The organism is Curtobacterium sp. MCPF17_031, from assembly GCF_003234035.1.
Taxonomy (GTDB): domain Bacteria; phylum Actinomycetota; class Actinomycetes; order Actinomycetales; family Microbacteriaceae; genus Curtobacterium.
This window is the reverse complement of sequence record NZ_QKSG01000004.1, coordinates 151,766-163,838: the sequence shown is the minus strand read 5'-3', so window position 1 is coordinate 163,838 and position 12,073 is coordinate 151,766. Positions and strand designations below refer to the sequence as shown.

10 protein-coding genes and 1 tRNA gene are annotated in these 12,073 nt (G+C 69.2%); 4 read left to right on the top strand and 7 right to left on the bottom strand.

Annotated features, from left to right (window positions below):
• Positions 1-21 precede the first annotated feature (21 nt).
• Positions 22-94: transfer RNA gene (locus DEJ31_RS08155), tRNA-Ala, on the top strand.
• A gap of 506 nt (positions 95-600) precedes the next feature.
• On the opposite strand, the gene DEJ31_RS08150 is transcribed toward DEJ31_RS08155, so the two are convergent.
• Positions 601-1,161, bottom strand: a complete 561-nt coding sequence (locus tag DEJ31_RS08150) for a hypothetical protein (RefSeq protein WP_110902910.1) — start codon at positions 1,159-1,161, stop codon at positions 601-603.
• 114 nt (positions 1,162-1,275) lie between these two features.
• On the opposite strand from DEJ31_RS08150, the gene DEJ31_RS08145 reads away from it, so the two are divergent.
• Together DEJ31_RS08145 and DEJ31_RS08140 are read left to right on the top strand one after the other, a co-directional pair.
• Entirely contained in the window at positions 1,276-1,815 is a 540-nt protein-coding gene (locus DEJ31_RS08145) for a peptidylprolyl isomerase (RefSeq protein ID WP_110902911.1), read from the top strand.
• Positions 1,816-1,820: 5 nt separating this feature from the next.
• Entirely contained in the window at positions 1,821-2,672 is an 852-nt protein-coding gene (locus DEJ31_RS08140) for a rhomboid family intramembrane serine protease (protein WP_111121611.1), read from the top strand.
• Between the two features lie 382 nt (positions 2,673-3,054).
• Here the strand turns inward: DEJ31_RS08140 and DEJ31_RS08135 are convergent, their stop codons facing one another.
• A complete protein-coding gene (locus DEJ31_RS08135; RefSeq protein ID WP_110902913.1) occupies positions 3,055-3,309 on the bottom strand; it encodes a cell division protein CrgA in 255 nt (84 codons plus the stop codon).
• A gap of 83 nt (positions 3,310-3,392) precedes the next feature.
• On the opposite strand from DEJ31_RS08135, the gene DEJ31_RS08130 reads away from it, so the two are divergent.
• Positions 3,393-4,031: an aminodeoxychorismate/anthranilate synthase component II gene (locus DEJ31_RS08130; protein ID WP_110902914.1), complete on the top strand. Its 639-nt coding sequence runs from the start codon at positions 3,393-3,395 to the stop codon at positions 4,029-4,031.
• A 71-nt stretch (positions 4,032-4,102) separates the two neighbouring features.
• Here DEJ31_RS08130 and pknB read toward each other — a convergent pair whose 3' ends face one another.
• The 5 genes from pknB to DEJ31_RS08105 form a co-directional block, all read right to left on the bottom strand.
• Complete coding sequence (pknB, locus tag DEJ31_RS08125) at positions 4,103-5,935, bottom strand: Stk1 family PASTA domain-containing Ser/Thr kinase (RefSeq protein WP_258366228.1); 1,833 nt, start codon at positions 5,933-5,935, stop codon at positions 4,103-4,105.
• A 152-nt stretch (positions 5,936-6,087) separates the two neighbouring features.
• On the bottom strand, positions 6,088-7,815 hold the full coding sequence (locus DEJ31_RS08120; protein ID WP_110902916.1) for a serine/threonine-protein kinase: 1,728 nt from the start codon (positions 7,813-7,815) through the stop codon (positions 6,088-6,090).
• Entirely contained in the window at positions 7,812-9,266 is a 1,455-nt protein-coding gene (locus tag DEJ31_RS08115; RefSeq protein ID WP_111121609.1) for a penicillin-binding protein 2, read from the bottom strand. The genes DEJ31_RS08120 and DEJ31_RS08115 overlap by 4 nt, the downstream gene beginning before the upstream one ends.
• A complete protein-coding gene (locus DEJ31_RS08110; protein ID WP_110902918.1) occupies positions 9,263-10,702 on the bottom strand; it encodes an FtsW/RodA/SpoVE family cell cycle protein in 1,440 nt (479 codons plus the stop codon). Before DEJ31_RS08110 ends, DEJ31_RS08115 begins: the two co-directional genes overlap by 4 nt.
• Positions 10,699-12,069 carry a Stp1/IreP family PP2C-type Ser/Thr phosphatase gene (locus DEJ31_RS08105; RefSeq protein WP_110902919.1) on the bottom strand — a complete coding sequence of 457 codons (1,371 nt, stop codon included), beginning with the start codon at positions 12,067-12,069 and terminating at the stop codon, positions 10,699-10,701. The genes DEJ31_RS08110 and DEJ31_RS08105 overlap by 4 nt, the downstream gene beginning before the upstream one ends.
• Between the last annotated feature and the right edge of the window lie 4 nt (positions 12,070-12,073).

The following is a 12,073-nucleotide window of genomic DNA, read 5'->3' as shown; positions in this document are numbered from 1 at the left end:
TGCGTCCGGTCCGGTCGCTCCGGGGCCTTAGCTCAGTTGGTAGAGCGCTGCCTTTGCAAGGCAGATGTCAGGAGTTCGAATCTCCTAGGCTCCACTCCCTTTGCGTGAGCTCTGCTCCGCTCGTTCATCGTTCCGCCGCGGCCGGCAGTCGCGTCGATCCGCGCCGCCGCTCCTGCGACGCCACGTTCCGTGCGCTGTCCGTCGAGGTTCCAGAATGTGCTGCTCTCGGCGGTCGAGGTGCGCGGATTGTGGAACCTCAGCGATCGGTTCACGGCGTGTTGTGCGACCTCGAGCTTCGACACGACGCGCGTCCGGGGGCTCTGCTGGGGTGCCGTGCTCGCCGGGGCGTCGGTCCCCACGTGGTGTCACCCTCGTCGGTCGCGCCGTGGTCGCGCGACGTGCCGCGCGCTGTCCGTCGAGGTCCCGGAATGTGCTGCTCTCGGCGCTCGAGCTGCGCGGATTGTGGGACCTCGGCGTCGGGGCGGCGGCGAGTCGTGCGACCTCGGGCGGCTCGGGTCGGGGCCGGTGACCGGGCCCCGGGCCCCGGGAACGACGAAGGGCCCCGGCGCAGTGCCGGGGCCCTTCGAGCGAACCAGGAGGTCAGGCGGCGGGCTTGCCCGCGTTGTCCGCGTCGTCGGCGACCCAGAGGTCGTCGTCAGCGCGGAGCGTCTGGTACGCGGCGTACGCAGCACCGGCGACCGCCACGACACCGACGACGATGAGGGCGACCCCACCGAACCCGATGCCCTTCTTTTGCGGGACGGGAGCCTGCTTGAGGAACTTCCCGCCGCGCTTCTGTGCTTCCTTCACGATCTTCTGCACGCGCGGGTCCTTCGCCAGGTCTCCGACGCTGAGCACGGAGCCGGCGGTGGAGATGAGGCCGGGCACCACCTCGGACTGGAAACGGTGCGAAGCGCTCTGCGCTGCAGAGGTCGCGGCGTGCACGCCCGTTGCGACTGCGGGACGGAGCCCGTTGTCGATCGCGTTCTGCACGCGAGGGGCGAGGTCCTTCCGAGCGGCATCTGCTGCGTGCCCCCGGGCCTCGGCCAGGATGGCGTTCGCGTGCTCCAGGACCTTGCGCTGCTCACCGAGGAGCGTCGCGGTCTTGCCCTTGAGCTTCTTGATCTGCTTCCGACGCTTACGCGGGATGTCGATCGACATTCGGTACCTCCATGGGTCGACGTGACCCCATACTGCCACCCGAGCGCCTGACAGGTCACGGAACCCCGGCTGTGCGTCCCGTGCACATCCAGCGGCACATGCGAGAATCAGGTCATGTCTCTGCACACCGCTGTCGCAACGATCCACACCAACAAGGGCGACATCCGCGTCAACCTGTTCGGCAACCACGCACCGAAGACCGTCCAGAACTTCGTCGGTCTCGCGACCGGCACCCAGGAGTGGACGCACCCCGGCACCGGCAAGGTGTCGACCGACAAGCTCTACGACGGTGTCGTCTTCCACCGCATCATCAAGGACTTCATGATCCAGGGCGGCGACCCGCTCGGCCAGGGCATCGGCGGCCCGGGCTACCGCTTCGACGACGAGATCTCCCCGGAGCTCACCTTCCAGAACCCTTACATCTTCGCCATGGCGAACGCCGGCCTCCAGGGTGGCCGTGGCACCAACGGCTCGCAGTTCTTCATCACCACGGTGGCGACCCCATGGCTGCAGGGCAAGCACACCATCTTCGGTGAGGTCGCCGACGACGAGTCCCGTGCCGTCGTCGACGTGATCGAGGGCGTCCCGACCGACGGTCGTGACAAGCCCGTCGAGGACGTCGTCATCCAGAGCATCGACGTCGAGGACGTCTGAACCGAGTGACCGACTCCACCTCGGCTTCGCCCAACACCTGCTACCGGCACCCGGACCGGCCGAGCTTCGTGCTCTGCCAACGCTGCGGGCGGACCATCTGCCCGGAGTGCCAGACGCCGGCAGCGGTCGGGGTGCACTGCCCCGAGTGCGTGCGTGAGCAGCGGGCGAAGTTCACCGAGAACCGTCGTGCGTCCGGTCCGAGCAGCCTGACGGTCGCTCGGCGCCGGTTCGCGATGCTCGACCAGAAGGCGACGGTCGTCCTGATCGCCGTGTCGGTGGTCGTGTGGCTGCTCGACCGGGTGTCCGGCGGGTTCCTGAGCCAGTGGCTCGCGTACAACTCGGCGCTGCTCCCGACGCAGCCGTGGCGAATCGTGACCGTGCTCTTCGTGCACTCGACGTTCCTGCACCTCGCCTTCAACATGTGGGCGCTGTTGATCTTCGGTCGGATGCTCGAGAACATGCTCGGGACGTGGCGGTTCCTGGCGCTGTTCTGCATCGCCGGGGTCGGCGGCTCGGTGCTCGTCACCTTCCTGGCACCCGGTACCTGGGTCGTCGGGGCGTCTGGCGCGATCTTCGGATTGTTCGCGGCGTTCTTCGTCCTGCAGCGCAGCCTCGGCAACAACGCCGTGTCGCTCCTGGTCGTGATCGGCCTGAACCTGGTGATCGGTTTCCTGCCCGGCACGAACATCTCGTGGCAGGCGCACGTCGGTGGCATCATCGCCGGCTTCGTCACCGGGTTCGTGTTCGCCCGGACGCGCAACGTCCGGCAGCGTGGCCTGCAGGTGGCGCTGCTCGGACTGGAGGCCGTGGTCGCCATCGCGCTCTGCTTCGTCGGGTACGCGGTCACCACCGGCTGACGCCTCAGCACACTCCGGCCGACGGCTTCGCAGAACGCCCCACCGCTCGCTTCGGTGGGGCGTTCTGCATTGGCGACCGACCCGTGCGGTCGGACGCCGGAGCGAAGCGCACATCAGTTCTCCACACCTGCCGCCCGAGTTCTCCACACCTGGGGACAAGTCCGTGAGTTACACCGGTGTGATTATCCCCAATGTGGAGGAGCCTGTGGAAAACCAGGCATCTGGGGTGGGGACAGGTGTGTGGAGAACTGCACGATCTGTGGACAACGCGCCCTGAGCCTCCCGGCTGGCGATGCGCGGCACCCGCAGCTTGTGGAAAGACGACGACGCCCGCCGCACCAGGAGTGGTGCGACGGGCGTCGAGGGAGTGCGGAGCAGGCGGTCAGCGCCACCGCGTCGTCATCAGGAACCCGACGAACATGATGCCGAAGCCGATCAGGATGTTCCACGAGTTCAGCGACGGGACCGGCAGCGTGCCGCCGGAGACGTAGAAGACGATGACCCATGCGAGTCCGATCAGCATGAAACCGAACATGACGGGCTTGAACCAGACGGGGTTCGGCTGGTCCCCCGCGGTGTCGACCGAGTCGGCTCGGGTCGTCCGGGCGGGCTTGGTGCGGTCCTTGTCCATGGCCATGGCCGGTATCCTACCGTCACCATGCGTGCGTTCCCGCCCCGTCGGACGGGACTCACATCACACACGAGTACGGTGGACGGCCCATGACCAAGATCCTCGTCGTCGACAACTACGACAGCTTCGTGTACACGCTGAACGGCTACGTGCAGCAGCTCGGGGCGGACACCGACGTCGTCCGCAACGACGCGTTCCCGGTGGGCGAGATCGCCGATCGCATCGCCGAGTACGACGGTGTGCTGCTGTCTCCCGGCCCGGGTACCCCGGCCGACGCCGGCGTCTCGATCCCGACCGTGCGGGCAGCCATCGCGGCTGACAAGCCCCTGCTGGGCGTCTGCCTCGGACACCAGGCGATCGCAGAGGCTCTCGGAGCCACCGTCACGCACGCCGACGAACTCATGCACGGCAAGACGTCGCAGGTCGACCACGACGACAGCGTGCTCTTCGCCGGCGTCCCGCACCCCTTCACGGCCACGCGGTACCACTCGCTGGCGATCGTCGACGGCACGGTGCCCGACGAACTGACGATCACGGCCCGGACCGCGGGTGGCGTCATCATGGGCGTCCAGCACCGCGGCGCACCGGTCTACGGTGTGCAGTTCCACCCGGAGTCCGTCCTGACCGAGGGCGGGTACCGGATGGTGGGCAACTGGCTCGAGACTGCCGGGCTCAGCGGCGCAGCCGAGCGCGCAGCCGGTCTCGGTCCGCTCATCTCCGGACGCTGACCCGACCCCTGGTTCCCGGGTCCCCGGACTCGCGGACTGACCACTCGGAGGCGCAGAGGCGCTCCCAGCCGTCAGCCGTCGTCGCCCTGGTTCAGGGTCGCGCCGCCGCCGCCGGTCGTGCCGCCGTTGTCGGCTCCTCCGTCGGAGGGGGCCGCTGGCTGTCGTGACGGCTGACGCTGGGGCTGTGCGGTGCCGGCGCAGTAGGTCAGGGTCACGCTGCTGCCCTGGGCGACGTCGCCCGCGGGGACGCTCTGCTGGGTCACCGTGGTGCCCGTGCAGGCGTAGGTCGGCGCCGGCTGTACCGTGAGCCCGAGGCCGGCGAGGGTCGAACGGGCGGTGTCGAACGGCTGCTGCGTGACGTCCGGCAGCTGGACCTTGCCGTTGGACACGACGAGGTTCACGACCGAGCCCTTCGCCTGGGTGCCGCCCGACGCCGGGTCGCTGCTCAGGACGGTCCCTTCCGGAACCGTCGGCGAGTAGTCCGAGCTGACCGCTCCGACCGAGAAGCCGGCGGACTCGAGGGCCTTGGTCGCAGCGTCCTGCGTCTGCGACTGGACGTCGGGGACCGCGATCTGCTCCGGCCCCGTCGAGACGATGATGCGGATGTCCTGGTCCCGCGCCACGGAGGTACCGGAACCCGGGATCGTCCGGATGACGTCGTCCTCGTCCACGTCGTCGGACGGTTCGTCGTCGCGGACTCCCTTCAGACCCCGTCGTTCGAGTGTCGCCTGGGCCTCGTCGAAGGTCTGGCCGGACACGCTCGGGACCTTGATCGAGGAGCTCACCGGCGGCTTGCCCGGCTCGAGGTTCGCGACGAAGTAGGCCACGGCGGCGATGACGGCGATGGTCAGGACGATGCCGAGCCAGATCCAGGCGACCGGTGGACGGTTCTGGGTCCGCTGGGGACGGCGCTCCTGCGTGTCGTCGAGCTCGCGGAACGTGACGTCGGCAGTGGCGGCGGCGCGGGGGTTGACCCCGAACAGCAGTGCGGCGTCGTCCGCGGCGGCGGCCGCGAGCTTCTTCTTCGAGATCGGGACGTGGCCGGCGGCCGCCTGCTGCAGGTCCCGGCGGAACTCGGCGGCGTTCTGGAACCGGCGGGTGCGGTCCTTCACGAGGGCGTGCAGCGTGACGGCATCGAGGGCCGGTGACACCGTCGACGTGAGGGTCGACGGAGGGACGGGCTGCTCGCTGACGTGCTGGTAAGCCACGGCCACGGGCGACGCGCCCCGGAAGGGCGGGTGCCCGGTGAGCAGCTCGAACAGCACGATGCCGGTCGAGTACAGGTCGGTGCGGGCGTCGACGACCTCGCCGCGGGCCTGCTCCGGCGAGAAGTACGACGCAGTGCCGAGGATCGACGTGGTCTGCGCCACCGTGGCCGAGGTGTCGGTGATGGCACGGGCGATACCGAAGTCCATCACCTTGACCTGGCCCGAGTGGGTGATCATGACGTTGGCGGGCTTGATGTCGCGGTGGACGACGCCTGCGCGGTGGGAGAACTCGAGCGCGGTGAGGATGCCCTCGACGATGCGCGCGGCCTCTTCCTGCACGACCGGACCCTCCGCGACGATCTCGCTCAGCGGGCGGCCTTCGACGTACTCCATCACGATGAAGGGGACCTGCACCTCGGCGCCGGAGTTCTCGCGCACGGTCTCTTCACCGGCGTCGTAGACCCGGACGATCGTCGGGTGCGCCATGCGGGCTGCGGCCTGGGCCTCCTGCCGGAAGCGCGTGCGGAACGCCGGGTCGTTGGCGAGGCTCGGCTTGAGCAGCTTCACGGCCACTCGCCGGCCCAGTCGGGTGTCGGTGCCGACGTGCACGGTGGCCATGCCGCCGCGTCCGATGACGTCACCGATCTCGTACCGGTTGGCGAGGAGCGTGATCCCCGCGGTCACACCTTCAGGCACGTACTCCTCCGAATGTCCGTCCGGGCAAGTCTACGGCAGGGGTCTCTGGAGGGACGCTGGCTGACGGCGCTCCGCGAGCAACCGTTACCGGAACGTGGCGGGGCCCCGACACGTTCCGTGTCGGGGCCCCGGGCGGTGGCGCGTGTGGCGCGTCAGTCCTGCGGCGTCGCCGTCGAGCTCGGCGCGTCCGTGGGCTCCACCGGTGCCACCCACGTGGCCGTGGCCGGGTCGGAGCTGCTCGACGCGGCGAGGTTCCCGCACGTGACGGTGTACGACAGGGTGACGTCGTCGCCGGCCTGGTCGGCCTGGATGTCGACCGAGGTCTCCGAGGTGTCGCCGCTCGTCGCGCCGCTGGAGTCCTTGCCGCCGGAGACCGTCCACGAGTACTTCGAGACGGTGTACCCGGTCGGGCAGGTGGCGGTCGACCAGCTGAACGTCACCGCTCCGGTGGCGGAGACCGCGCCGGCGCTCGGGGTGTTCGGCTTGTTGACCGACGGCGGAGCCGTGAACTCCCGGAGGGTGATCAGCGTGCCGTCCGACAGGCTGCCGGTCGGGCTGATCGACTGCACGGTGTTCGCCTGCTCGGCGGTCTCGGCGGGGTCGCCGTCCTGGACCCGGACCGAGAAGCCCATGCCCTGCAGTTCACCCTGGACCTGGTCCGTCGGGCGCCCCACGAAGTCGGCCGGGTTGATCGTCGTCCGGACCTCCGTCGGGGTCGCCGAGGGTTCCTGACTCGGTGTCTGCACCTGGGACGGGGTGGCGCTCCGGCTCGGCGTCGTCGGCTTCGGGTCGGGGTCGCCGTTCGCGAAGACGAGCACGCCGATCACGATCGCGGCGATCACCACGACCGCGCCGACGAGCCACCAGATCCACGCGCGGCTCTTCCGCTCGTCGGTGTCCTCTCCGGGGCCAGCCGGGCTGCCCGGAGCGCCACCACCGACGACCGGGGCGTTCGCCTGGGTGCCGATGAGCGCGGTCGCCGCGTCGTTGCCGGGCGGCGGGTTGAACGCCACGGTCCCGGCGCCGCCGATGGCCGGTACGGCGACGGTCGCTGCGGCGACGTCGCCACGACGGAGGGCCTGGGCGGCGCGGGCGAGGTTGGCCGCGGTCGCCGGGCGGTCGGCGGGCTTCTTCGCGATGCAGGACATCACGAGGGCCGCCACCGGCTCCGGGACGGTCCCCGGGAGCGCGGGCGGCTGGTCGTTGATGTGCGCCATCGCGATGGCGACCTGCGACTCACCCGTGAAGGGTCGCCGACCTGCCAGGCACTCGTACGCGACGATGCCGAGCGAGTACACGTCCGTGGACGGGGACGCCGGGTGGCCGCTCGCCTGTTCGGGCGAGAGGTACTGGACGGTGCCCATGACCTGGCCGGTCGCGGTGAGCGGCACCTGGTCGGCGATGCGTGCGATCCCGAAGTCGGTGATCTTGACGCGGCCGTCCGGGGTGATGAGCAGGTTGCCCGGCTTGATGTCGCGGTGCACCAGGCCGACCGCGTGCGCTGCCTGCAGGGCGTTCGCGGTCTGGGCGACGATGTCGAGGACCTTGTCGACGGGCAGGGTGTGCTCGCGCTCGATCATCGTCGACAGTGCTTCGCCGGGGACGAGCTCCATCACGAGGTAGGCGCTGCCGTCTTCCTCGCCGTAGTCGAACACGTTGGCGATGCCCTCGTGGTTGACGAGTGCGGCGTGCCGGGCCTCGGCGCGGAAGCGCTCCAGGAACCCGGGGTCGCCGAGGTACTCGTCCTTGAGGATCTTCAGGGCGACGGTGCGCCCGATGACGAGGTCAGTCGCCTGCCACACCTCTCCCATGCCGCCGATGGCGACTCGGGAGGAGAGCTGGTACCGCCCACCGAAGGTGAGTCCGCTGGTGGGTCTCATTTGTTCAGCACCGCCTCCATGACCTTCTTCGCGACGGGAGCCGCGACCGTGTTGCCGACTCCGGACTGCCCGAGCCCGCCGCCGTTCCCGACGACCACGGCGACCGCGACCTCGGGGTCCTTGGCGGGGGCGAAGCCCGTGAACCAGAGTGTGTAGGGATCGCCCGTGCCGCCCTCGGCCGTCCCGGTCTTGCCGGCGACGTCGACCCCGTCGATCTTCGCATTCGTTCCGGTCCCCGCGTTGACGACGCTCTGCATCGCCTCGGTCAGGTCGGAAGCCGCGTCGGACGACAGCGGGGCGCTGTACTGCTTCGGCGAGAACGAGTCGACGGTCTTGAGGTCGCTCGTCTCGATCGACTCCACGAGCGACGGCTGCATGACGCGGCCGCCGTTCGCGATGCCGGCGGACACCATCGCCATCTGCAGCGGGGTGACGCGGTCGCTGGCCTGGCCGAACGAGCTGAGCATGAGCTCGGCCGTCGACTCGGGCTCCGGGTACTGGCTCGGGGTCGCCGAGGTCGGGACGTCGATGACTCTGCCGAAGCCGTACTCGTCCGCGGTCTTCTTGATGGCCTGGTACCCGAGCTTGCGACCGAGTTCGGCGAAGGGGATGTTGCACGAGTACTGGATCGCGACGCGGAGCTTCACCTCGTCGCCACCACCGCAGCTGCCGCCCTCGGCGTTGTTGATCCGTGAGCTGCTGCCCGGCAGGGTCAGGGTCGACGGGTTCGGGAGCGTCGAGTCGAGCGTGTAGTCCCCGCTCGCCAGTGCCGCGGAGGCGACCACGAGCTTGAACACCGACCCGGGCGTGTACAGGTCGCCCGCGATGGCACGGTTCGCCAGCGGCTTGGACGCGTCGGACTCGAGCGCCTCGTAGCGCGCGATGACGTCCTTCGTGTCGTGCGACGTGAGGGTGTTCGGGTCGTAGCCCGGCTTCGACACCATCGCCAGGATCTTGCCGGTCTTCGGCTGGATCGCGACGACCGCACCCGTGTTCGCACCGAGGGCGTCGTACGCGGCCTGCTGCACGTCGGGGTCGATCGTCAGGTTGACGTTGTCGCCCTGGACGTCCTGGCCGGTGAGGATCGCGTTGAGGTTCTGGAAGAACGAGTCGTCGCTGTTGCCGGACAGCACGGCGTTCTCTGCGCTCTCGATGCCGGAGTTGCCCTGGCCGATCGTGAAGTGGCCGGTGACTGCCGAGTAGAGCTCGCCGTTGTTGTACTTGCGCTGGTACTGGTACTGGTCGTCGACCGCGGTGGACTCGGCGATCGGCTTCCCGTCGACGAGGATCGCGCCGCGCTTGGTCGAGTAACTGTCCAGGATGGTTCGGGAGTTCCGGCTGTCGGCGCGGAGCGAGTCCGCCGCGAAGAACTGGATGGACGTCGTCGACACGAAGAGTGCGACGAACATGAGCACGACGACGGTCGAGACGCCGCGGAGTTGGCGGTTCACCGGCGCTCCTTCCTGGACCGGCCACGGCCGGTGTTGCCCCGCTCCGACAACGCACCCTGTTGGATGCGCTGTTCGGCGGGGATCGAGTCGGTCAGGCGCAGCAGCATCGCCGCGATGATCCAGTTCGCCACGAGGGACGAACCACCCGCCGCCATGAACGGCGTGGTGAGTCCGGTGACCGGGATGATCCGGGTGATGCCGCCGACGACGACGAAGACCTGCAGGGCGATCGTGAAGCCGAACCCGATGCCGAGCAGCTTCCCGAAGTCGTCCTGGGCCATGAACCCGACGCGGATGCCGCGGGAGACCAGGACGACGAACAGACCGAGGACCGCGAAGACGCCGATCAGACCGAGCTCTTCACCGATCGAGGCGATGATGTAGTCGGCGTTGGCGACCGGCGTGATGTACGGGCGGCCCTGCCCCAGTCCGGTGCCCGTGATGCCGCCGTTGGCGAAGCCGAACAGGCCCTGCACGAGCTGGTAGCTGCCCTGCGTCTGCCGCAGGAAGATCTGCTGGTCGAACGGGTCGAGCCACTGCTCGAACCGGCCCTGGACGTAGACCAGGACGCTCGCCGCGACGAGGGCGCCGCCGACGAAGAGGACGAGGCCGATCACGACCCAGCTGAGCCGGGCGGTCGCGACGTAGATCATCACGAGGAACAGGCCGAAGTACAGCAGCGCCGTGCCGAGGTCGCGCTGGAACACCAGCACGCTCATCGCCACACCCCAGATGATGAGGATCGGGCCGAGGTCACGGGCGCGCGGGAACGTCATGCCGAGGAACTTCCGGCCGACGATCGACAGGCTGTCCCGCGCGGTGACCAGGTAGCCGGCGAAGAACAGCGCCATCGTGATCTTCGCGAGCTCGCCCGGCTGGAACGAGAACGGTCCGATCCGGATCCAGACCCGGGCACCGCCGATGTTCGTGCCGATGCCGGGCAGCATCGGCAGCAGGAGCAGCACGATCGTGAGCAGCATGAAGATGTACCGGTAGCGCTGCAGGAACCGGTGGTTGCGCACGAGCAGGATCGTCGCGATCGCGAACACCATCGCGAGCAGCGTCCAGGCGATCTGCTTCACGCCGATGGCCGCCCAGCCCTCGACGCCGTTGTGGATGTCGATCCGGTAGATCTCGGCGATGCCGATGCCGTTCAGCACGAGCGCGACCGGGAGGATGAACGGATCGGCGTTCTTCGCGACGATCCGCAGGATGACGTGCATCACCAGCGCGAGGCCGAGGATCGAGGCCGCGGTCCAGAGCACCGAGGTGTCGAAGACCCGGCCCTTGGTACCGAGTTGCACGAGCACCATCGCCCCCGCGCAGATGCCGCATGCGATGACGAGCAGCACGAGCTCGAGGTTCCGCGCGCGAGCCGGCTCCCGGAGCTTGATCGTGATCGCCTGGGTCAACGAGGGTGCGGTCGTGGCGCTCATCGTGCGCTCCTCGACGGAGAGGGTGACGGGGTACGGGGCGTCGCGGACCCGGAGGGGGAGGCGGACGGTGACGACGTCGGGGAGTCGGCCGAGCCTCCCGTCCCGCTCTGGTCCTGGCCGGTCGCGGCGGCGGTGCGCAGGCGCTCGACGATCGCTCGCGCGTCCTGCAGCGAGGTCGCGTTGATCGTCGACCGGACGTTCTCACGCGTGTAGTCGGGGAGCTCGGTCAGCGCGATGTCGGTGTCCTCGTAGACATCGGACAGCGCGATCGGGCCGATCGACTGCTGGACGCCCTTGTAGATCGCGACCGAACCGCGGTCCGTGCCCACGTAGTAGTGGTCCTGCACGATGCGGTAGCCGAGGAAGAGTGCGCCGACGAGGGCCAGGATCGCGACGACGAGCGCGATCGACCACGAGACGCGGCGTCGGACCCGGCGGCGGCGGTCCTCGGCGATGAGTTCGGCGAAGTACTGGTCCGACTCGGGCTCGAAGTGCGAGTCCTCCGGAGCGCTCGAGACCTTGAGTGGGTGGAGCAGGATGGTGGGGAGCCGGATCGGCTTGCGGCCGGTGGACGCCTCGAAGGTGAGGGGGGCTGCGGCCGAACCGACCGTCGTGGCCGCGTCGTCGTCGTCGCCCGGCTCGGAGTCGGTGACGTCGAGCACGACGACCGTGACGTTGTCGGGCGCACCGTGGTCGAGCGTCTCCTTGACCAGACGCTGCGTCACCTGGTTGGCGTCCATCGTCGACGCGAGCGCGTGCCGGATGCGCTCTTCCGCCAGGTAGGACGACAGTCCGTCGGAGCACAGCAGCCACCGGTCGCCCGGGCGGATGTCCATGATCGCGGTGTCGACCTCCGGCGCGGCGTCGACGTCGCCGAGCACGCGCATCAGGACCGAGCGGCGGGGGTGCACGGCGGCCTCTTCGGGCGTGATGCGGCCGCTGTCGACGAGACGCTGCACGAACGTGTGGTCAGCGGTGATCTGCTGCAGTTCGCCGTCACGCCAGCGGTAGATGCGTGAGTCGCCGATGTGGGCGATCGCCAGCTGGTCGCCGACCCGGATCATGGCGCTCACCGTGGTGCCCATGCCGGTGAGTTCCTGGTGTTCGAACACCGTCTCGGTGATGAGCTGGTTCGCGGCGATCAGTGCGGACTGCAGCGCGAACTCGGCGTCGTGCGCGGACGGGAACTCACGGTCGACCTCGCGGATCCGCCGGATCGCGATGGCTGAGGCGACGTCACCGCCGGCGTGCCCGCCCATGCCGTCGGCCACCGCGAACAGGTGCTGCCCGGCGTAGCCGGAGTCCTGGTTGTTCGCGCGGATGCGTCCGACGTGGGACACAGCGGCGCTCAGCGTGCGAGCCGTCATCCCG